This is a genomic window from Mucilaginibacter sp. GW821-FHT07G05, assembly GCF_059418565.1.
The window spans coordinates 737633-760535 of record NZ_JBWKQC010000001.1 but is presented as its reverse complement, the minus strand read 5'-3'; the positions used below and the strand labels follow the sequence as shown (position 1 = coordinate 760535).

19 protein-coding genes are annotated in these 22903 nt (G+C 43.2%); 10 read left to right on the top strand and 9 right to left on the bottom strand.

The window, feature by feature from the left end; genetic code table 11:
• Window positions 1–157 precede the first annotated feature (157 nt).
• Together AC07NA_RS03130 and AC07NA_RS03125 are read left to right on the top strand one after the other, a co-directional pair.
• Window positions 158–703 carry a GNAT family N-acetyltransferase gene (locus tag AC07NA_RS03130; protein ID WP_494895600.1) on the top strand — a complete coding sequence of 182 codons (546 nt, stop codon included), beginning with the start codon at window positions 158–160 and terminating at the stop codon, window positions 701–703.
• Between the two features lie 11 nt (window positions 704–714).
• Window positions 715–1839, top strand: a complete 1125-nt coding sequence (locus AC07NA_RS03125) for a M20 family metallo-hydrolase (RefSeq protein ID WP_494895598.1) — start codon at window positions 715–717, stop codon at window positions 1837–1839.
• 77 nt (window positions 1840–1916) lie between these two features.
• On the opposite strand, the gene AC07NA_RS03120 is transcribed toward AC07NA_RS03125, so the two are convergent.
• The gene (locus AC07NA_RS03120; protein WP_494895596.1) at window positions 1917–2783 is read right to left on the bottom strand and encodes a 3-keto-disaccharide hydrolase; all 867 of its coding nucleotides are present in this window, start codon (window positions 2781–2783) and stop codon (window positions 1917–1919) included.
• 86 nt (window positions 2784–2869) lie between these two features.
• On the bottom strand, window positions 2870–3973 hold the full coding sequence (locus AC07NA_RS03115) for a YbjQ family protein (protein ID WP_494895594.1): 1104 nt from the start codon (window positions 3971–3973) through the stop codon (window positions 2870–2872).
• Between the two features lie 177 nt (window positions 3974–4150).
• On the opposite strand from AC07NA_RS03115, the gene AC07NA_RS03110 reads away from it, so the two are divergent.
• Window positions 4151–5500 (top strand): PhoH family protein, encoded by a 1350-nt coding sequence (locus AC07NA_RS03110; protein ID WP_494895592.1) that lies wholly within the window; start codon window positions 4151–4153, stop codon window positions 5498–5500.
• Here the strand turns inward: AC07NA_RS03110 and AC07NA_RS03105 are convergent.
• Window positions 5492–7636: an FUSC family protein gene (locus AC07NA_RS03105; protein WP_494895590.1), complete on the bottom strand. Its 2145-nt coding sequence runs from the start codon at window positions 7634–7636 to the stop codon at window positions 5492–5494. The genes AC07NA_RS03110 and AC07NA_RS03105 overlap by 9 nt on opposite strands.
• 197 nt (window positions 7637–7833) lie before the next feature.
• Between AC07NA_RS03105 and AC07NA_RS03100 the strand changes: the two genes are divergently transcribed.
• Entirely contained in the window at window positions 7834–10410 is a 2577-nt protein-coding gene (locus AC07NA_RS03100; RefSeq protein WP_494895588.1) for a phosphoenolpyruvate carboxylase, read from the top strand.
• A gap of 100 nt (window positions 10411–10510) precedes the next feature.
• A complete protein-coding gene (locus AC07NA_RS03095) occupies window positions 10511–11041 on the top strand; it encodes a DUF4142 domain-containing protein (RefSeq protein ID WP_494895586.1) in 531 nt (176 codons plus the stop codon).
• Here AC07NA_RS03095 and AC07NA_RS03090 read toward each other — a convergent pair.
• Window positions 11033–12238: a DUF763 domain-containing protein gene (locus AC07NA_RS03090; protein WP_494895584.1), complete on the bottom strand. Its 1206-nt coding sequence runs from the start codon at window positions 12236–12238 to the stop codon at window positions 11033–11035. The genes AC07NA_RS03095 and AC07NA_RS03090 overlap by 9 nt on opposite strands.
• 77 nt (window positions 12239–12315) lie before the next feature.
• On the opposite strand from AC07NA_RS03090, the gene AC07NA_RS03085 reads away from it, so the two are divergent.
• Window positions 12316–13794 (top strand): alpha-L-fucosidase, encoded by a 1479-nt coding sequence (locus tag AC07NA_RS03085; RefSeq protein WP_494895582.1) that lies wholly within the window; start codon window positions 12316–12318, stop codon window positions 13792–13794.
• 10 nt (window positions 13795–13804) lie between these two features.
• On the top strand, window positions 13805–14698 hold the full coding sequence (locus AC07NA_RS03080) for an SMP-30/gluconolactonase/LRE family protein (protein WP_494895580.1): 894 nt from the start codon (window positions 13805–13807) through the stop codon (window positions 14696–14698).
• Between the two features lie 2 nt (window positions 14699–14700).
• On the opposite strand, the gene AC07NA_RS03075 is transcribed toward AC07NA_RS03080, so the two are convergent.
• Both AC07NA_RS03075 and AC07NA_RS03070 read right to left on the bottom strand, forming a co-directional pair.
• The gene (locus tag AC07NA_RS03075; RefSeq protein WP_494895578.1) at window positions 14701–15342 is read right to left on the bottom strand and encodes a hypothetical protein; all 642 of its coding nucleotides are present in this window, start codon (window positions 15340–15342) and stop codon (window positions 14701–14703) included.
• Window positions 15343–15476: 134 nt separating this feature from the next.
• Window positions 15477–16514, bottom strand: coding sequence for a LacI family DNA-binding transcriptional regulator (locus AC07NA_RS03070; RefSeq protein ID WP_494895576.1), 1038 nt, complete (start codon window positions 16512–16514; stop codon window positions 15477–15479).
• A 104-nt stretch (window positions 16515–16618) separates the two neighbouring features.
• Between AC07NA_RS03070 and AC07NA_RS03065 the strand changes: the two genes are divergently transcribed.
• Both AC07NA_RS03065 and xylA read left to right on the top strand, forming a co-directional pair.
• Complete coding sequence (locus AC07NA_RS03065) at window positions 16619–18115, top strand: xylulokinase (protein ID WP_494895574.1); 1497 nt, start codon at window positions 16619–16621, stop codon at window positions 18113–18115.
• Between the two features lie 34 nt (window positions 18116–18149).
• Window positions 18150–19478 (top strand): xylose isomerase, encoded by a 1329-nt coding sequence (gene xylA, locus AC07NA_RS03060; RefSeq protein ID WP_494895572.1) that lies wholly within the window; start codon window positions 18150–18152, stop codon window positions 19476–19478.
• Between the two features lie 225 nt (window positions 19479–19703).
• Here xylA and AC07NA_RS03055 read toward each other — a convergent pair whose 3' ends face one another.
• From AC07NA_RS03055 to pdxH, 3 genes are all read right to left on the bottom strand, one after another.
• A complete protein-coding gene (locus AC07NA_RS03055; RefSeq protein WP_494896000.1) occupies window positions 19704–20828 on the bottom strand; it encodes an NADH-quinone oxidoreductase subunit D in 1125 nt (374 codons plus the stop codon).
• A 225-nt stretch (window positions 20829–21053) separates the two neighbouring features.
• Window positions 21054–21551: an NADH-quinone oxidoreductase subunit C gene (locus tag AC07NA_RS03050; RefSeq protein ID WP_494895570.1), complete on the bottom strand. Its 498-nt coding sequence runs from the start codon at window positions 21549–21551 to the stop codon at window positions 21054–21056.
• Window positions 21548–22195: a pyridoxamine 5'-phosphate oxidase gene (gene pdxH, locus AC07NA_RS03045; RefSeq protein WP_494895568.1), complete on the bottom strand. Its 648-nt coding sequence runs from the start codon at window positions 22193–22195 to the stop codon at window positions 21548–21550. Before pdxH ends, AC07NA_RS03050 begins: the two co-directional genes overlap by 4 nt.
• Window positions 22196–22306: 111 nt before the next feature.
• On the opposite strand from pdxH, the gene AC07NA_RS03040 reads away from it, so the two are divergent.
• Window positions 22307–22870, top strand: a complete 564-nt coding sequence (locus tag AC07NA_RS03040) for a YqgE/AlgH family protein (RefSeq protein WP_494895566.1) — start codon at window positions 22307–22309, stop codon at window positions 22868–22870.
• Window positions 22871–22903 lie beyond the last annotated feature (33 nt).

Below are 22903 nucleotides of genomic sequence, written 5' to 3'. Positions count from 1 at the left end.
GGTTTTTAGGTAGCTATTGTGTCGCTAAAGCCATCGCTATGTGCTTATGTGCTGTAATATAGCCTGTTGCATTGCAGCCTGATACAAGGGCATTCTTTTAGCTGTTGCGCTATAAACCATGCCGCTAAAATTTAACAGCGGTTAATTTATTAAAGCAATGGAAGATGAACAGATAATTGTAAGGCCGGCCAACCCTTCAGATCATATTTATGCCGGTATTATATCCGAAGAAACCGAGCGTTCGGCAATAGCGCGTGGTTCGGGTATCTCAAAAAGATCAATAGCCTCTATTATCGAAAAAATGGATGCCGGTAAGGCTGTAATAGCTGTATCGACGAGTGGCTGCTGGGCCGGGTTTTCCTATTACGAGGTTTGGGATGATGGTAAATTCGTATCCAACAGCGGCTTGATCGTATCGCCGGAATACCGTAATAACGGTGTGGCATCGGCTATTAAAGATTTGGTATTTAAACTTTCGCGCGAGCAATATCCGGCAGCCGATATCTTCTCTATCACCTCCGGACTGGCCATTATGAAAATGAATACCCGCCTCGGCTTTGAACCTGTAACCTACGATCAGATAACCCACGACGAACATTTTTGGGAAGGCTGCAAGAGCTGTGTAAACTACGATGTGCTCACCGGCAAGCATAAATGCAATTGCCTGTGCACCGCCATGTTATTTAATCCATCACATAACTAAACCTTACCAAAATGTATACTCAAACAGATGAACAAGTTGCCGGTATAGCTGATGCCGGGCTTTTACACCACGATGCGTTGGAACTGCTTCAACAACTGATAGCCACACCATCATTAAGCGGACAAGAGCATGATACCGCCGCGCTGATACGTGACTTCTTGAATAGCAAAGGTGTAGCGACCACTCGCCTGCACAATAATATATGGGCGTATAATGAACATTACGACGCGGCCAAACCTACCATTCTGCTTAATTCGCACCATGATACCGTAATGCCTAATGAAGGATACACCCGTGATGCTTTTAAGCCCGAAATTATTGATAGCCGACTGTACGGACTGGGTAGTAATGATGCAGGTGGTTGCCTGGTATCGTTAATGGCAGTATTTCTGCATTTTTATCATCACGAGCACCTGTCTTATAACCTGTGCTTTGCCGCTACTGCTGAAGAAGAAAGCTCAGGGACGAATGGTTTAAAAGCTGTTTTACCACATATTGGCCATATTGATTTTGCCATAGTAGGGGAGCCTACCCAAATGCACCTCGCCACTGCCGAAATGGGTTGTATGGTGCTTGATTGCGCCACACATGGTATAGCCGGGCATGCCGCCCGCAACGAAGGAGATAATGCGTTATACAAAGCATTGGCCGATGTGCAATGGTTTTCTACCTATAAATTTCAGAAACAGGCAGCCTTTTTGGGGCCGGTACGGATGACGGTTACCGAATTACATGCAGGTATCCAGCACAACATTGTTCCGCACGAATGCAGGTTTACGGTGGATGTGCGCCTGAGCGATTGCTATACGGTGGAAGAAGTGCTGGCTACCATACGTCAACATACGCATTGCGATGTTACACCACGACCGGGTATTTTAAAACCCAGCAACATCGACAGAACGCATCCTATTGTGAGGGCCGGTATCCTGTTGGGGCGTAAAACCTATGTGTCGCCTACCAGTTCAGATCAGGGCTGGCTGGATGTTCCATCGGTAAAGATAGGCCCCGGCGATTCGTGCCGTTCGCATACACCCGATGAATTTATTTATATTGATGAGATCCGTGAGGGAATAGAAATTTATATCCACCTGCTGGAAACGATGCTGCTTTGCCTGGTAAATAACCCCGAAAAATAATACGGATACAGAAAGATAAGTTAGGGTTAACCATGCTTTCCATCAGTCGCCCCGGAACCCGCGGGCGACTGGTATCCTTATTTAAAGTAAGCGGCGTATTGGGCCGGTACTTTATCAATAGGTTTTATCATTACCTGTTTGTAAAATACTTCTGCGGCTTCGCTCTGTAGTTGTAGCTTTCCCTTAACCAGCGGCTTTAATTGATTGCCATCTTTGTACGCTGATCCGCTGATGGCCATTACCACATGACCGTTAACAATATGGATGCTTTTATCGCCAAAACAGATCAGCTCTATCAAATTCCATTGGCCTGATGGCTTTTCGTAATTGTGGTTTTGCTGTACAAAGTTATTGCCCGAACCCATAGCGGTTACTTTACCCTTGGGCGAGTAAACCAGCGTATCTTTTTTTGCTGCTGTATTCAAGGTTCTTATCTTAGCTGCCGACGAAGCTATGCACCAGTAATCGCCGCAACCCGCTTCCATTACCTGTAATTCCTGTCCAAGCATCCAGGCATGCCAATAGTCAACACCGGCCGGGCCCTGCGAGTGGTATATCACGCCCGAATCTTTAGGTTCATTAAGGCGTGGCACCCACTTTTTATCGCCCCACTTTACCATTAGTTTGAGATGATAGTTTGAAAACTCCTGTTTAGTATAAACACAGCCATATATTTCCCCACTGATGCGCAAAACAGGTTCGCCATTTACTTCGGTTACGGTAAAAACTTTTGCTTCGTTTTTGTTGTAACCAATCGGTTTTAATGGCGATCCTTTTGCATCTTTAGGTACTTCGCCTTTGTAGCCTAATTTGTGCCGGTACGAGAGATACATGCCCCATTTGCTTAGGTTTTTATCAAGCAGGGGAGTCCAACCGGTATCGGTAATAAACGAAGTGCACAGCAAACAAACAAGGCATAAAGTACAGGTAAAAATGGCTTTCATGATCGGGCTTTAAGATGCCCGTAAATTACGCCGTAGCAGTATTGCTATTTTACCAAAATGTTGTATTAATTTAACAGGAATTGGGGTTACGAGGTTAGTTCTGTGATATCGGTAATTTTATCATTCAGAATTTGTAATGCAGCAATATCTGATACGTCTTTTGGTCTGAAACCATAAATATTAGCGCCGCAACTTTCGCAATAACTTTCTCTGTTTGCTTCGTTATCGTTAGTTTTCCCGCATTCGCATATCCAAATATCTTTTTCTTTTGATGATAGCATCTGCTTCTTAGTTGTTCTTTTTCCGCGCTCTTTAAAATTCTCCGTTATTTTTTGTTTTATAACTTCAAGTTTTGGCAAATCACCAGCGGTATAAAATGGTTTATCATATGTTAAAATTTGCAATCCTTGCTTTTGATTGAAAAAAACATCATCATTTAATAAATCAATTACTTTATCAATATCTAAAAGTTGTAATCTCTCAATAATATTCATTAATTGATTTGATATCGAACGATAGTCGACATTGAATATTGAAGTGTAAATAAGATCTATTTTTTCATCTTCTGTAAAAGAATCTACAAATGATACCAATTGATTTTGAAACTTTCGTGCAACGTCCATCTCATACAGGGTTGGTTTTAATAGTTTTACATATCTGTTGAGTATATATGTATATAGTTCGATGATTGTATTTTGCGTAATAAACTCCCATAATTCATCATCATAAATTAATGAGTCTGACTTAGCTTTTGAAATAATCGATCGCTTTTTTTGCAATATCTTAATCCTGTCAAGGCCCGCGATATCATTTTTCTCAAGGGCTCTATTTTTATCCTGATTGTTTTGTTCATTGATTATTACTGCTGTACCAATTGCCGTTAACATAAACATTGATTTACCTTTACCGGCAATCTCATCCATATCAATATGCAATCCCACAATACAATTTGCCCCAATTTCAAAAGCTGCCATTTTTAACTTTTCAATGGCTTCATTATAAATTGTGGTAATTTGTTTTTGGTATGATTCAGAGCGGCCTCCAAAAATATCAGTTAAAGAAGCGGCCATATCGCTAAATAAATTGGTTCCGGTAACGATATGGGCTGAAATAGGTTTTAAGTATTGTTCAATTTTTATACCATCAAGCTGATGAGTGTTTACTACTAAAATATTCTTAGGTTGAATCATAAATTAATAAGGTTATGTCGCCTAAATATACAATGGTATGTAACATAAACCAAAGTGCTATTTGGTATTTATATTGCCTGCCATCATACTCAATCAATATTTTACCCCGCTGTTTTACTAAAAATCAACTATTTAAAACTTGCTTTTCTGATAGTTAATTAATTAATTTAGTCGGATATGAGTAAGGATGGCAAGAATAAGGGAAACGGGAAGAAGAAAATATTCGTTTTAGATACTTCCGTGATCTTGTATGATCATAACGCTTTTCAAAATTTCCAGGAGCACGATGTGGCTATACCGGTGCAGGTATTGGAAGAACTGGATAACAAGAAATCGGGGAACGATACCCGTAATTTTGAGGCCCGAAGCTTTCTGCGCCTTATCGATGATCTGTCGAAAAATAACCTGATCAATAAGTGGACACCCCTTAACGGCAAAAGCAAAGGCAGTTTTAAGGTGATCATGTACAACAAGATCAGTACCGATGCCGAGCTGATCTTTGATTCGGACAAAACCGACCACCGCATCCTCAACGCCGCAATAAGCTTACAGGAAGAATATCCCGACAGGAGGGTGATCCTGGTATCAAAGGATATTTGCCTTCGCCTTAAAGCCAAATCGCTAAGCATCAATGCCGAAGATTACGAAACAGGCAAGGTTAAAAACGTTGACGAGCTGTACACGGGCAAAACAGAACTGAACAAGATCACCGAAAAGTTCATTGGTCAGCTTAACAAGCAGGATGCCGTTGCTGTGGCTGAAGATGACCAGCATAATTATAACAATAATCACTTTTATATACTCAACGGCAAAAAGTCGTCGGTATCGGCTTTTTATAATGGCCACACCTCGCAATTGGAAAAGGTAATCGATCAGCCGGTGCTAAATATTCAACCACGAAACCCCGAACAGGCTTTTGCTATACATGCCCTGCTGCACCCGGATATTAAATTGGTTACCATACAAGGGAATGCCGGTACCGGTAAAACCCTGCTCGCTTTAGCCAGCGCGCTGGAGCAGCGTAAATACTACCGCCAGATATTCGTTACCCGCCCAATAGTGCCGCTCAGTAATAAGGATATCGGTTTTTTGCCCGGTGATGTAAAGTCGAAGATAGACCCATACATGGCGCCGATATGGGATAACCTCAAATTCATCAAAGACCAGTTTGTTGGCGACGATAAAATGCAGGCCAAGATAGACGAACTGGTAAGTAACGATAAAATAACCATTACACCGCTGGCCTTTATACGTGGGCGTACCTTAAGCAAGATCTTCTTTATAGTCGACGAAGCACAAAATCTTACCCCGCACGAGGTGAAAACCATTATATCGCGGGCAGGGGAGAACAGCAAGTTTGTGTTCACCGGCGATATTTACCAGATTGATACCCCATACCTCGATGCTGAAAGTAACGGGCTTTCGTACCTGATAGATAAGGCCAAGAACCATCCGTTATACGCGCACATCACGCTGCAAAAAGGGGAGCGAAGCGAATTGGCGAATTTGGCTACCGAGTTACTTTAAAATATTCTCGGTAACCTTTACAATATCGTTGCTTATTTTGTTGATGAAATCGAGCTGTTCTTTCAGCAACTTGTCATCGGCATTCAGTTCTACTTTCTCTGTTGCAGGTAAGGTTGCCGGTTCTTCGGCGGTTTTTTCCAGCTTTAGTTCAGCGGTTTCGCCGTTCAGGCGTTTGCTGCTGTCGTTAAGCAGGGCCACACTCTTTTTAAGCGATTTTATAGCATCCGGATGCGGTTTATCTAACCGTTTACCAATAATAGCCGCTGCCATGGTAGCGATGTATGACGACAAGATGTGATTGAGCACCACAAATTTATGCACGTCCTTTATATTACGCTGTTTGCTTTTCGGCTCGGATGTCATGCGTTCAAAGGCTGCCGATAAGTTGGCCGATTCTACAAACACTTCTTTACGCGCCAATTTGTATTCGGTAGTGTCCACCATTTTACCGGCGATGCTTCCGCCGATCTTGATCAGGTAATTGGTATTGGCGGAAATAACATTGCGTAAGTTCTCCTTTATCTGCTCAAACTCCCAGGACGGAAATATAAAATAGCTGGCTATCAGGGCGATGGATGAGCCAATGATCGTATCTATCACCCGTTCCTGCACTATGTTGTATCCGCCTACTCCTAAAAACTTAAACAGAATGAGTACGAAAGGTGTCATGAAGATTACACTGGTAACATAGTTGAGTCGTACAAAGCTGTAGGTACCTATCATCAGGGCCGTCATGATGATGAACAGCGCTACAGAATTGTGGATGAAGATCAATAAAATCACCCCGATCACTCCACCTACTATAGTACCAATTAAACGCTGAAAATTGCGCTGTTTGGAAAGACTGAAACCGGGTTTTAATATTACTATAATAGTAAGCAACACCCAATAACTATGGTGCCCGAGGGAGATAAATTTAGCTGTAATAAAACCCACCAAACATACCAAAGCCACCCGTAAAGCATGCCGGAACGCCGCCGAGTTCCAGGTAAAGTTATCGAAGAAGATGTGCGCCGCGAAATCCTGATGTGTTACAAACTTTGAATACTCTACGTTGCCCTGTTTCTCAAACAATAATTTTGATGAGGTAGACATGTAATAGTTATGGATGTTCACTATCTTTTGGTTAAGATCGCGCAGATTGATCAGGATCTTTTTAAGCACGAGGTTATGCGTACTGATCCCGTCTATCTTTAACTTAAGATTTTCAAGGTCGGGATTAAAATCCGTTAGCTGTTTGTAACGAATGTTTGATAGTACCATGAAAGCGATATTATCCACTTCATCGGCCATTTTATGCAACAGCTTGTCAATATCGTTTAGTACGCCGGTATCCTTGAATTTTTCGCGGATATGGCCATAGTCATAATGGGTAGCCATGATCTGCTCAAACATATCCACCAGATCAACAAAGGTAAGCACCAGTATGCGGCTCGCGTTGGTTGATTCGCGTACCATCAGGCGGCTTTTAAATAATATCTCCCTTACATTATCCTGCTGGTGACTTACCTGTACCTGCTGCGATACCAGCTTGCGGTAGTTATTATCAATATCTATATCAACATTATAAAAATCGGCCTTAATGCGTAAAAAACGCGCTATTTCGGTGATGCTTTCACCCAATATCTGCTGCGCGGCACGGTAAGGGCGTATGCCGAAAAAGGTAAGGCTAAACAGCATATACCATATACCACCGGCCAGTATGGTTCCGCTAAAAAGCATTACCTCGTTGGGGGCTATCTCCTTACTCATCATAAATATCATGGAAAGTAAAGAAGCCGTACCTACCGATGCCGCCCTGTTGCCGTAAACGATAAATAGCGAGAACAGGAAAGAGAACACGGTGATTTCGAGCCCGAGGGTAAATATATTAAGCCTTGCAAAACCGGTTATGGCAGCTACAATAAACACGCAAAGATTACCAACGGCCATGGCGTTACGCTTATGTATTACCGGCCCAGGATTATCTATTACGCACATACACAGCGCCCCCAGCGATAGGGTAACGCCTATCTCAAACTTATCAAAGTATTCGGCGATAAGTGAGGGTAATAATATACCGGCCGTAATGCGCAAACCGTCAGAAAAATACTGGCTGTAGAAGAAGCTTTTTATTTCCCGTGGATTACTGATCATTAATTTATAAATGGTTGAAATTTTATCTGTGCAAATTTAGACAATTTAATTGGCCGATATGTTTTGCAATAAAAAATGGCATTAATAACCAATTAATATTAATAATTATACAAATAAGTGCTTATTTTAATTAAATTCACGGCGTTTATTGTTGTGTAAATTATACACCCCGATATTTTTACCTCAACCACTATAATATGTCTGCATCGTTAAAGCTCAGCCAAAGAGAAGCAACCTTTAATAACGAGGTTGTTGCCCGATTTGAGTTGTATAACAGTTTGTTTCAAACACTCCCGTTTTACCAGGTAAAAGATACAGGTATCCTGTTGCCTTTCTTCGCGTCGCATTGCGAGCAGGGGGCTACCCAGCAGCTTTCGCCTACCGAAATTATCGAAACTTTTTTCAAAAAGCATGTTCCGGGTATTGATCACCAGGAGCAAATTAACCGCATGTTCCGTTTTATACAATATATAGAACGCCAGGTAGTTTTATTTGATGCCATTGAAGATTCATCATTCGGCAAAATTGGTCGTGCTGCCGATGCAGGTACGCTGCAAAGCCTGTTACAACAGGCTACGCTGAACGATCAATCCCGTAAAGAGATCAGCGAAAAGCTGAAGGATTTTTCGTTGCGCCTGGTACTTACCGCTCACCCTACACAGTTTTATCCGGGTACGGTTTTAGGTATCATGACGGACCTGATCGAAGCCCTGAAGCTTAACGATATCAATACTATTGATGAATTATTACAGCAATTAGGTAAAACACCTTTCTTTAATAAAACTTCACCAACACCTGTAGATGAGGCGGTTAGCCTTGTTTGGTTTTTGGAGAATATATTTTACCATGCCTTTGCCGGGATACAAACCACGCTTGAAGAAGAGTTTGATATTGATAACCTGCACCAGATACTGGAGCTTGGTTTTTGGCCGGGCGGCGACCGCGATGGTAACCCTAACGTAACTACCGAAACCACCAAATCGGTAGCCAGCTTTTTGAGGCAGATCTTGTTCAGGTGCTACTACCGCGATTTCAGGGTACTGAAACGCCGTATCACCTTCAGGGGCTTTGGTAAAACCCTTGATAACCTCGAAAAATTGCTGTACCAAAACGCTTTCAATCCGCAAAGGGAACCGCACGATGTACAGGAAGAGTTATTGAGCTTGCTGCAATCTATCCATCAAACCCTGATCACCGATCATGATAGTTTGTTTGTTGACATTGTAGAGGGGATGATTCGTAAGGTACGCTTGTTTGGTTGCTACTTTGCTACGCTGGATATAAGGCAGGACAGCCGCGTTTTACGCAGCGTGTTCCAGTTTGCATCCGAGCAGATCAAAGAATCTGCCATTGCTGCTGACTACCATGATTTGGATGAAGCTAAAAAATTAAAGAGCATCAAATTTAACGAGGCCGATTTTATTTGCCCCGATAATGCCGATGATCTTACAAAAGATACCCTGAACACCATCAGGCTGATGAAAAAAATTCAGCATAGCAATGGTGAAAAGGCCTGCCAGCGTTTTATTATCAGTAACTGCCAGCAGGCATCTGATATTGTACAACTGATCGATCTGTTTTTATGGAGCGGTTGGGAGAAGGATAGCCTTACAGTTGATTTTATGCCATTATTTGAAACAGTAAATGATTTAAAGCATGCTGCCGATGTAATGGAAAAATTATATACCCATCCGTTCTACAAAGAGCACCTGAAACAGCGTGGCAATTTCCAGGCTATTATGCTGGGCTTTTCTGATAGTACTAAAGATGGCGGTTATCTAATGGCCAACTGGTCTATATACAAAGCTAAGGTAGAATTAACTACCATGGCCCGTAAATACGGTATCCGTTTGGCGTTCTTTGATGGCCGTGGCGGCCCGCCGGCACGTGGTGGTGGTAAAACTCACCGTTTCTACTCGTCAATGGGCAGCGAGATCGCTAACGATCATATCCAGCTGACCATACAGGGGCAAACCGTGAGTTCGCAATACGGTTCTGTTGAAACGGCAAGGTTCAATACCGAGCAGTTGATCCACGCGGGTATCATATCTGCCCTGCATCCTAACCAGCACGACCTGTTGGATAAGAAGCACAAGGACATGATATCTACAATGGCAAACGAAAGCTACAGCGCTTTTATGGCGCTTCGCGAAGACCCATTGTTTGTTGAATATCTGGAAAATTTTAGTCCGCTGAAATTACTTTCAATGGTGAACATCAGCAGCCGCCCAACAAAACGGAATGCCGGTGCGCCGTTAAAACTGGAAGATTTACGCGCTATCAGCTTTGTTACCGCCTGGAGCCAGTTAAAACAAAGTATCCCGGGCTTTTATGGTGTGGGTACAGCGTTGAAAGGAATGAAGGATAGTGGCAATTGGGACGAAATTAAAGAGCTTTACAAAGGTTCAGGATTTTTCCGCACCATGCTGGATAACTGTATGATGTCCATGTCGAAATCGGATTTCAGGGTTACCGCTTATTTGGCCGAAGATAAAAAATACGGTGAGTTTTGGACAAAACTTAAAAACGAGTTCGATCTTACCAAAGCCATGTTGCTTGAACTTACCGGCACCGATGTGTTGATGCAGGAGTACCCTGTAGATCGCCGTTCAATAGCAATCCGCGAAAAAATTGTATTGCCATTGGTAATTATACAGCATTACGCGCTGCAATTGTTAAACGCGAACAACAATCCGGAACTGACGGATATTTATAACAAATTGGTGATCAGAACGGTATATGGTATTGTTAATGCCGGCCGTAACCTGGCCTAATCTAATTTGGTAGTTGGTTAATAAATATTACAATTTGTAATGGTTTTATAAACCGTACAATATTATATTTGTTAACCAACTATTAGCTTTAGATTAAGAAATGAGAAAGATCAACTGTGTGGCGGTCGCGATAGCGGCACTGATGTTATTACAGGCATGCGATGAAAGAAGAGGGAAGAATTATAACGATCAAACTACATTGGGGAGTCGTGAGTCGGCCTTTATAAAAGATGGACTCGAAAGCGGGATGACGGAAGTTGAAGCCGCCAATGTTGCCAAAGAACAATCACAAAACCCGAGGGTAATTAAGTTTGCCCAAATGATGATCGACGATCATACCAAGGCTGGGGACGAGCTCAAAAAAATACAATCAGATTTACAGGCACCCGCGGTTGACAGTATTAATACCGACCACCAGCAAACCATTGCCGATCTAAGCAAACTAAGCGGTACCGAATTTGACCATGCCTATCTTGAAATGATGGCTAATGAGCACGAAAAGATCATTCATACTTTTCAGGAGGGGAGCCAGCTTAAAAATACAGCTTTAAGCAAATTCGCCAAAAGCAACCTGCCGGTTATTAAAATGCACCTTGACTCTGCTAAGGCGATAGTGGCATCTCTAAAATAACTTTAATTGTTGCTGTACAGGTGGTTGTGCTTTACCAAATACCGTGCGGCCTCCGTATTTCCACGAATCGGCTCTTTCCTTTTCAATTACCTTTTCAAAATTGGTTTCAACGGGCGTAAAATCGCGTTCGGCACGTTCAGCAATTTGCGATAGCTTTTTGATGGCCTCGTTCTTGTCGTTATTGCCCAATTTGGAACGATAAACGGCTTTTTGCAGTACGCCGATAGTTTCGTCGTACACTTTGGTAGGCACCGGAAAGGGGTGCCCATCTTTACCGCCATGCGCGAAGGAAAACCTCGCCGGGTCCTTAAACCGGGATGGCGTACCGTGTATTACTTCACTTACAAGGGCAAGCGATTGCAGCGTGCGTGGGCCAAGCCCTTGCAACAATAGCAAGTCTTCAAAATCTTTCGGTTGCTTTTCGTGCGCCAGCCATAGTACGGCTCCCAGTCGTTTCATATCCACATCCCGTGCACGTACATCATGGTGATCCGGCATAACCAGGTGGCTGATCTCGCGGAGCATTTGTTCCGGCTTTTCGGCAGCTATAGCCATTACGCCATTGCGCGAACCTTCGGCCTGTTTATCGGCCATATTCAGGATGTAGCCACTGTTTTGCCCGTATATGGAAGTATGCGGATCGTTCACAAACGAATTAAGGCCTTCCGAATGCCAGTGATAGCGCCTTGCGGTTTTACTGTTAGCGCTCATACCTTGCTGTATCACTGTCCATTGCCCAGTATTACTTAAAATAAAATTATGGGTATAAAGCTGAAAGCCATCCTGCACGGCGGTATTATCAACCTTTGCGCTAAGCTTGCTGCACCTAACCAAATGCTCACCATTAAGCCCGGTGGTTTCGCATACCTTAAGCAGCTCGGCAGGGGTTTGGGTGGAATGCTTGCCCTTGCCGCCGCAGATGTAAATACCCAACTCCTTACTATGCGGATTAATAGCACGCTTTAACGCGCCCATTACCGATGTGGTAATGCCCGATGAATGCCAGTCCATACCCATTACCGCGCCAAGGCTTTGAAACCAGAAAGGATCGCTCAAACGACGCAGTACATCTTCGGTACCATAATCGGCAATAATATTTTCAACTATGGCAAGGCCAAGCTTAGCCATACGCTCGGCAAGCCAGGTGGGTACATAGCCATAATGTAAGGGGAGGTCGGCATTGCCGGAACGCTTCATGCTAACAAATTTAGTAATAATTAAATGGGCGGCAAATATTAAATGCTTCATTATATTAGCGAACTATTAACCACAGCATGAAAAATATCTTATTAGCGGCACTGCTTACTGTAGGTAGCCTAACGGCAAATTGCCAGGCCCCGCCCAAACCATACGGGCCATTACCAACACCGGCACAGTTAAACTGGCAGGAAACCGAAATGTATTGTATTATCCATTTTGGCGCTGCTACCTACACCAATAAGGAATGGGCTTTTGGCGATGAAGACCCTAAGATCATTGATCCAACAAATTTTGATGCTAAACAAATTGTGGGCGCGGCAAAGGCGGGTGGTTTTAAAGGCATTATCGTGGTGGCAAAGCATCATGATGGCTTTTGCCTTTGGCCTACCAAAACAACCCCGCATAACATCAGCCAAAGCCCATGGAAAAACGGCAAAGGCGATATGGTGGCCGAATACAGAAAAGTTTGCGATGAATTAGGTATTAAAATGGGCGTGTACTGCTCACCATGGGACAGGAACAACGCGCTTTACGGCAAACCGGAATACGTTACCAATGTATACCGTAAACAATTAGAAGAATTATATACCCGCTATGGTTCGTTATTTATCACCTGGCACGATGGCGCTAATGGCGGCGATGGCTATTATGGCGGCGCACGTGAAGTCCGTAAAATTGATCGTTCTACCTATTATGGCTGGCCTGTTACCTGGGGCATAGCCCGCAAATTGCAACCCGGTGCGGTAATATTTGGCGATGTTGGTCCTGATGTACGCTGGGTAGGTAACGAAAGCGGTTTTGCCGCCGAAACCAGCTGGGAAACCTACACGCCGCATGCGCCCGAAGAAGGTAAAACGCCCGGCAATGGCTTTGTGAAAGATTATGAAGGTACAGCAGGCCACCGCGATGGTAAATACTGGATGCCTGCCGAATGCGATGTTCCGTTGCGACCGGGATGGTTCTACCACCAGGATCAGGATGATAAAGTGAAATCGCCGGATACCTTGCTATCATTATACTATAAAAGTGTTGGCCGCGGTGCGGGACTCGATCTTGGTTTATCTCCGGATAAAAGAGGGTTATTGCACGATAACGATGTGCGCTCATTAACGCAGTTCGGCAACATATTAAAAAATACCTTCGCTGTTAATTTGGCTAAAGGCGCTACGTTAAAGGCCAGTAATGTAAGAGGGGGGAACAAGGCTAAATTCGGGCCCCAATTTTTGTTTGATAACAGCCGCTACAGCTACTGGGCTACCGATGATAAAGTAAACACTGCCGAACTGGTAATGGATTTGCACCAAAATAAAACATTTAACGTTATCCGTTTACGCGAAAACATTAAATTGGGGCAACGTATTGAGGAAGTGGCTATTGATGCTTACACCAACGGCGAATGGAAACAAGTGGCCACGGCGACAAGCATTGGCGGTAACCGGTTGATCCGTTTACCTGAAGCTGTTACCACTGCTAAAGTGAGATTACGCGTTACCAAATCGCCGGTGTGTATCGCCTTAAGCGATTTTGGATTATATAAGGAAGCTACCAACTAAAACCTGAAAAATGAGAAGAACATACACCTTTGCTATTGCCTGTCTGCTGGCCTTTACGGGCAAGGTATCGGCACAAGAAAAACCATTGTATGATACCTTGCTGAAAGCAAAACTGGTATCTAAAGATTTCGCGTTTACCGAAGGCCCCACATCTAATAAACAAGGCGATGTGTTTTTTACCGATCAGCCGAATAACAAGATCTGGAAATACAGTACAGATGGCAAGCTAAGCGTGTTTATGGAAAACTCGGGCAGGGCAAATGGCATGTTCTTCAATAAAAAGGGCGATTTACTGGTTTGTGCCGATGAACATAACCAGCTATGGTCGGTAAGCCCGGATGGTAAGGTGAAAGTATTAGTTAAAGATTTGGATGGGAAACTGTTGAATGGCCCTAATGATGTATGGCAATCACCGTCGGGCGGTATTTACTTTACCGATCCATACTATCAGCGTGACTATTGGACACGCAAGCAACCGGATGTTGAAGGGCAAAAGGTTTACTACGTACCAAAAGGCTCTGATAAGCCAATAGTGGCCGACGATAAAATAAAGCAGCCAAATGGTATTATCGGTTCGCCGGATGGCCAATACCTTTATGTTGGTGACATTGGCGACAGCAAGATTTATCGCTATACTATTGCTAAGGATGGCAGCCTTACCGATCGTAAATTTATTGCCAATCATCAGTCGGATGGGATGACGCTTGATGTTAAGGGCAATATTTATGTATCGGGCAAAGGCGTAACTATTTACAATCCCGAGGGCAAAAAACTGGCGCACATAGATATCCCTGAACCATGGACAGGCAACGTATGTTTCAGCGGTAAAAACCACGATATATTGTTTATCACCGCTTCAAAAGCTATCTACACCCTGCAAATGCAGGTACGCGGACTTAAATAATATTATGATTTGAAAGGCCCTGTGTATGAGATTCCTTTTCCAATTAAATTATCATAAAGTTGTTGAGCCGGTTTACCATTTATTACAGTAACATCCATTTCGCCAGCTTCATTTACGTAACCTGTATGGAAAATATCGTTTATGTTATTGTTAGAAATATTGTAGTAAATTACTAAGCCGTTTATATAAAAAATATAATATGTGTTACTGTTTTTTTTAACTCGTCTTGGACCTATTATAGAATAGAAAGGGCGAGAATCATTTTGACCTAAGCTTAAAAGTATTGTATGAAACAAAGTACTTTTGCACGCTTTGTTTTCAATAAGCATTTTTCGTATTGTTTCAGTATGAGAGCCTAAATCTACTTCTTTAAAAAAAGGTTGCTTTGTAATACTTGCCCTCCATAAAATGGACAATAAGAATAATTTGATTTTGTTGTAATCTAATCCTTTATATCTTACGGTATGAAATTGATTATTATGAGGAATTAACTGTTTAGTTATTTGCTGTCGTCTTTTGATGGAACCCTTCTCATAAATCATCTCCGCAAAATAGTTTTCCAGACTTCCTAATACATTGTTATCGCAATGACTACATAGCAGGTTAGTATCAAAAACACCATCCGATTTGAATTGAGTTTTCATGTCGTTAACAAAATCAACATGTACGATCTTATGCTTTGTATCAAAAATTCCATCATACATATAATTGGGTATTATATGTGATTTGACTAATTTCTTTTCTTGTAAACAAAGTTTACATATCATAAAGCTTATGATTAAATAACCTGGCTTTTTGAGGTAGATGCCCTGATGATCAGCTTCGGCTTAATACTGATGGTACGCGGTACTATAGTGGTATCCTTAGTTTGTGTTTCCTGGAAGTACAGCGTAGCTATGGTTTTGCCCATGTGGTGCGTAAACTGATCGATAGTGGTTATTGACGGGCTCGTGAGTTCGGTAAATGGTTCATTGGCATATCCCAAGATCCCTAATTCGCCCGGTACTTTGAAATTCATCGAAGTAGCTACCTCCAATACACCCAGTGCCGAAAAATCTGAAGTAGAGGCGAAGATGGCATCAGGCGGTTCGGGTAGGCTTAGCAACTTGCGGGTTGCTTCAGCACCAAGTTCTTTAGTCCAGGCATTTTCAATGATCAGCTCTTCAACTATTGGCAAGTTATGTTGAGCCAAAGCTTTCAGGTAACCTGTTTTACGTTGTTTAAATATATCGAGGTTCTGCGGACCTTCCAGCAGCGCAATGCGTTTGTATCCCTCTGTAATCAGGTGGGTAATTGCCTCAAGCGTGGCCAGTTCGTTATCGTTAATTATTTTCAGGGTATCGATCTCTTCTACCACACGGTCGAACTGAATAAGCTGGATGCCGTGGTCAATCACGTTTTTAAGGTGCGTATAATCATTGCCCTCGGCAGCTACCGATATAATAATACAGTCTATATGCTGGTTGATGAGCGCGTTAACGCATTTGATCTCTTTTTCATGCGATTCGTTAGACTGGCAGATGATGAGATTGAAGTTTTTGGCGTAGGTCATTTCCTCAATACCGGCAATCACGTTCGAAAAGAAGTTTTGGTTTATGCGCGGCACAACCACACCGATGGTCTTTGATTCGCCTTTGCGCAGGTTTGAGGCCAGCACATTGCGTTTATAGTTCATTTCGGCAGCGGTTTTTAGTATCAGCTTCTTAGTGTCTTCGTTTACATTACTGCTATTATTCAAAGCCCTTGATACAGAAGATGCTGTAAGGTTCAGTTTTTCAGCAATATCATATATCGTTGTCCGTTTTTTCGGTTTCATAAATTATCTATGTATAAAAAATTTTATGCAATCGATTGCATTGTTCAGATTTTACTCTAAATTCGTTGCAAAGTAATAATTAAAAAATAATTCAAATAAAGGCCATGCTGTTATTGGGTATAGATATAGGTACTTCATCTGTAAAAGTTTGCGTAGTTGATGCCGATTCACAAAAAATGATCGTATCTGCCCAATACCCTGAAGAAGAATCGCCTATTCTTTCGCTTCAGCCGGGCTGGGCCGAGCAGGATCCGGATATGTGGTGGGAGCAGGCACAACAGGCCCTTGCAATATGCCAGGCATCGGGCAAATACAATCCGCTTGATATTGCTGCCATTGGTATAGCATACCAAATGCACGGCCTGGTAATGGTAGATAAGAACCAGAAATTATTACGAAACAGCATTATATGGTGCGATAGCCGCGCGGTTGAAATAGGCAATAAAGCCTTTGATGCCATTGGTTATGAAAAAAGCTTATCGCATTTGCTTAATTCGCCCGGCAATTTTACAGCGGCAAAGCTGGCCTGGGTAAAAGAGAATGAGCCTGAAATATACGCGCAGGTAGACAAGATCATGCTGCCGGGCGATTATATAGCCATGAAACTGACAGGGGAGATCACCACCTCCGAATCGGCATTGTCAGAAGGAATCTTCTTTGATTTTAAAACCAATGGTATATCTGAAGATGTGCTTAATTATTTTGGCTTCGACAACAATATTATCCCGCCTGTAAGATCTGTTTTTTCGGCACACGGGTACCTGCTGGCATCATTAGCCGAAAAGTTGGGCCTAAAACAGGGCATACCTGTTGCATACAAGGCAGGCGATCAGCCAAATAACGCGCTTTCGTTAAACGTGTTAAATCCGGGAGAGGTGGCCGCGACAGCCGGAACATCGGGCGTGATCTATGGCGTGAGCGATCAGTTAGCTTATGACCCTGAATCGCGCGTGAATACCTTTGCCCACGTAAACTATGCTCATGATCTGCAACGTTTAGGAGTTTTGCTTTGCATCAATGGTACGGGCAGTTTATACCGCTGGGTTAAAACCTTATTTGGCAGCAGCGTGAGTTACCTGCAAATGAATACAGAGGCCTCACAAGCCCCTTTTGGCAGCGACGGCCTGCGTATACTTCCTTTTGGTAATGGCGCGGAGAGAATGCTTAATAATAAGCTTATCGGCACGCATCTGCACCATATTGACCTTAACCTGCATACACGCGGGCATATATTCAGGGCTGTACAGGAGGGTATAGCCTGCGCTTTCCGTTATGGGCTTGATATTATGCGCGAGAACGGGATGAACCCAACCGTGATACGTGCAGGTAAAAGCAATTTGTTTTTAAGCAACCTCTTTGCCGAATCTTTTGTGAATGTTACCGGCGTGCCTGTAGAACTTTATAAAAATGATGGCAGCGTAGGCGCGGCATTGGGCGCGGGTATAGGTGCAGGCATTTTCACGTCACCGGCAGAGGCCTTCAGCAATATGCACCCTATTGAGGTGATCGAACCCAATACCAAACAATTAGAACCTGTTTACTACGAGTGGAAAGCTTTACTTGACAAGCAGTTACAGGTTGAACAACAGATACTTATTTAAATCAATTAATATTCATAAACCAACAATTAATTACATGAGCGTTTTAACTGGAGATAAGGAATTTTTTAGCGGGATAGGGCAGATCAAGTATGAGGGCTTACAATCTGATAATCCTTTAGCTTACAGGTGGTATGATGCCGATAAGGTAATTGCCGGCAAAACCATGAAAGAGCATTTGCGTTTCGCGGTAGCTTACTGGCATTCATTCTGCGGTAACGGTGCCGATCCGTTTGGCGGCCCAACCCATATTTTTCCATGGGATGCCAAGGCAGATGCTGTAGAGCGTGCCAAAGATAAAATGGATGCCGCTTTTGAATTTATCACCAAGTTAAATTTACCATACTACTGCTTTCATGATGTTGATGTGGTTGATTACACCAACGATATTAATGAGAACGATCGCCGCCTGAACGCGCTGGTTGAATATGCCAAGCAAAAACAAGCTGCCAGTGGTGTAAAATTACTTTGGGGTACTGCAAACTTGTTCAGCCACCGCAGATATATGAACGGTGCCGCTACCAATCCTGATTTTCATGTACTGGCGCATGGCGCGGCACAGGTTAAATCTGCTTTAGATGCTACTATCGCGCTGGGTGGTGAAAACTATGTATTTTGGGGTGGAAGGGAAGGTTATATGTCGTTATTAAACACCGACATGAAACGCGAGCAGGAGCACCTGGCACGCTTTTTACACACTGCTAAAGATTATGCCCGTAAACAAGGCTTTAAAGGTACCTTCTTTATTGAGCCTAAGCCTTGCGAGCCTACTAAACACCAGTATGATTATGACGCTGCAACAGTATTAGGTTTCTTACAGAAATACGACCTGATCAGCGATTTTAAACTGAACCTTGAAGTGAACCATGCTACACTGGCGGGCCATACCTTCCAGCACGAATTACAGGTGGCTGCCGATGCCGGTTTATTAGGTTCGATAGATGCCAACCGTGGCGATACTCAAAACGGCTGGGATACCGATCAGTTCCCGAACGATATTAATGAAGTTACCGAATCAATGCTGATCATTTTGAAGGCCGGTGGCTTACAGGGCGGTGGTATTAACTTTGATGCCAAGATACGCCGTAACTCAACCGATCCTGCCGATCTGTTCTACGCGCATGTTGGTGGCGTGGATACCTTTGCAAGAGCTTTGGTTATCGCTGATAACATCCTCCAAAAATCAGACTATAATAAAATTCGCAGCGACCGTTACGCGTCTTACGATGCCGGTGCGGGTAAAGACTTTGAAGATGGTAAACTATCTTTAGAAGACTTGCGCCAGTACGCTGTAAGCAACGGCGAGCCTCAAACGCTAAGCGGTAAACAAGAATATTTAGAGAACCTGATCAACAGGTATATATAATTTCGGTTTAAACCTAAACATTCATATCCGGCCTTACAAAGTACTGAAACTTTGTAAGGCTTTTTTATTGAGGGTAAATAAAAAGATATCTCACTGAAAATAAAATCCGGTGAATCTGATCAATCCTCCAAATCATGATTTAATCCCACTAATCAAGGTCGAATTAATGCTACGAATCCCCAAGAAATCCTCCAAATCATGGTTTAATCCCACTAATCAAGGTCGTTAGCGATCTACCTCGCCCAATACAAAATCAATAGAACCTATAATGGCGATCAGGTCGGCTATCATTACACCTTTTGATATTTCGGGCAGTACAGAAAGGTTGTTAAAGCTTGGCCCTCGCGATTTGGCGCGGAACGGCACTTCGGTACGGCCATCGGCTATAAAGTAGAAGCCAAGCTCACCTTTAGCACCCTCACCACGGATATAAAAATCCTGTGCCTTAGGCGTTATCTTACGCGGCATTTTGGCACGCGGATCAAACTCAGGTGTACGTTTTAATTCTTTTTGCAGGCGATCAAGGCATTGTTCAATGATCTTCACCGACTGCTCTATCTCGTCTACCCGTACCTTGTAACGGTCCCAGCAATCGCCAACAGTACCCATTTCGCCTTTTCCGGCAGGTATCTCAAAATCTATTTCGGGGTAAACCGAATAATTATCCACCCGGCGCAAATCGTATTTTAAACCCGACCCACGCAGCATTGGCCCCGAGCAACCGTAGTTAATGGCCACATCAAGCGGCAACACACCTACATTGGCGGTGCGGGCAATAAATATTTGGTTATCGGTTAGTAGCTGGTTCAGCTCAACCATTTTTGGCTTAAAGTATTCTATGAACTCGCGGCAGCGTTCTTCAAACCCAACCGGCAGGTCATAAAATAAGCCGCCCACCCAAATATAATTATATAACATGCGCGAGCCCGACACCCATTCCAGCATACCCATAATGTGCTCCCTGTCGCGAAAACACCATAGGAAAGGAGTGAAGGCGCCAATATCGATACCATAAGTACCAATGGCTATCAGGTGCGACGCTATGCGGTTCAGCTCACAAACCAATACCCTAATATACTCAATACGTTTAGGAATATCCTTATCAATCCCCATCATCCGCTCAACGCCCATTACCCAAATGTGGCTGTTGTTCATAGAGGCCAGGTAATCCATCCTGTCGGTAAACGGAATGGTTTGCTGATAGGTTAACGATTCGGCATGCTTTTCAAAACAACGGTGCAGATAACCCAAATGCGGTATCACTTCCTTAATGATCTCGCCATCGGTGATCAACTCTAACCGCAATACACCATGCGTAGACGGGTGTTGCGGCCCCATATTCAGCACCATATCTTCAGTAGCCGCGTTGGCTATCTTTTGATGGTATCGTTCTAATGCTTCCTCGTATTTGGTATTTGTGATATTCAATTTCGAGTATTGTTATTGGGTAGTCTTTATATTATATATTTCGTCATTGCGAGGAACGAAGCAATCTTTAAACCATGCTTATTCGCTCTGTATATGTAGAGATTGCTTCGTTCCTCGCAATGACGAGCGGGGCGAAACTCTCACTCATCAATCTATCTTAATCCCTTTATAGTATTCCGCTGCTTTATAATCCTTTCTTAACGGAAAGCCTTCCCAGTCATCGGGCAATAAAATCCGTCTTAAATCGGGGTGACCTTCAAAAAAGATTCCTAACATATCATAAGCCTCGCGTTCGTGCCAGTCGGCTGTGCGGTATATTGGTGATATACTTTTAAAGGTAGGCAGTTCTTCGCCGCTACGGCCATTCTCAACGCTTATCTTTAGCGTTAACTGAAGCTTATAAGGTATTGATGATAAGTGATATACTACGCCGAATTTACCTGCTTCCACACCATAATCAACCCCGCTAAGGCAGGAGAGGAAATCGAAATAAATTTTCGGGTTGTTGCGCAATTCGGCGCATACCTCAACTATATTATCGGGCGCTATCAGCAGGGCGGGCTGCAAACCGGTACGCTCTTCACCGATAATTACATCGGTGCCAAACTTTTCGGTAAGCAGTAGTTTAATATCATCAAAACTCATGGTGCCAAACGAACTTTCTTCCAGGTTTTATTGTCGATTTTTTTGTAAACCAAACGGTCGTGCAGACGGCTCGGTCTGCCTTGCCAAAACTCTATGAGGCGTGGTTTTAATACGTAACCGCCCCAGTACGATGGTTTAGGCACATCTTTACCTTCGTATTCGGTTTCCAGTTGCTGCCATTTGGCTTCAAGCTCCTGGCGGCCATCAATTTCCTGGCTTTGCGGCGATGCCAAAGCACCTATCTGGCTGCCTTTAGGGCGTGAGTGAAAATATTTTTCTGATTCTTCTTTGCTCAGTTTCTCAATAGTACCTTCAATGCGTACCTGGCGTTCCAGTTCGCCCCAAAAGAAAACCAGTGAGCCCAGCGGGTTTTTGGTGATCTCTTTGCCTTTACGGCTCAGGTAGTTGGTGAAAAAGTTAAAACCATTTTGGTCGAACCCTTTTAACAGTACAATACGTGCCGACGGTCGGCCATCGTGTGTAGCGGTAGCCAGGGTCATGGCGTTAGGTTCATGTATCTGTGCTTCAACGGCTTCGTTAAGCCATTTGTCGAACTGCTTTATAGGGTTAGGCGATGTTTGGTCTTCGATCAACGTAGCCGAGCTGTATTCCTGCCTTAAATTTTGTAATGTATCTTTATCCATTTTATGCAAACTTACAAATTAATTATACCGTACATATTGTTAAATCGTAATTTAGTGTGTGAACATATTATTACGATGTTTGTTAAGTAATGTATAAGTAAATGTAACCTTATGCTTAATTCAATATCAGCGGCTGCGGGCCGGTTACTTATTTCGGAGCCTTTTATGATGGACCCGAATTTTAAAAGGTCGGTAATATTGCTTACCGAATATTCGGAAGAGGGGGCGATGGGTTTTGTGTTAAACCACCAGAGCGAACTTTTGCTGGGCGATGTTTTGCCCGATACTTCGTATTCGGAGATACCGGTTTACGATGGCGGTCCTGTTGCTAAAAATACGCTGCATTTTATACACCGCTGTCCGGAGAAAATTCCGGGAGGGATAGAAATATGGGATAATATTTTTTGGGGCGGAGATTTTGAAGTGGTGAAAGATCTGATATCAAATTACCAGCTCAGGGAGAACGAGATAAAATTCTTTGCGGGTTATTCAGGCTGGACACCCGGCCAACTGGATGATGAACTAACGGAAGATACCTGGATTGTGGCCAATCGTTTCAACAGCGACCTTGTTTTCGCCAATAACGATCACAACATTTGGCGCGAAGTAGTAATCAGCTTAGGCAACCGCTACGCGCACATAGCCAATTTCCCGGAAAACCCTTCGTTAAATTGAGTTGTAAGTTGTTACCCACAACTTACAACTTAC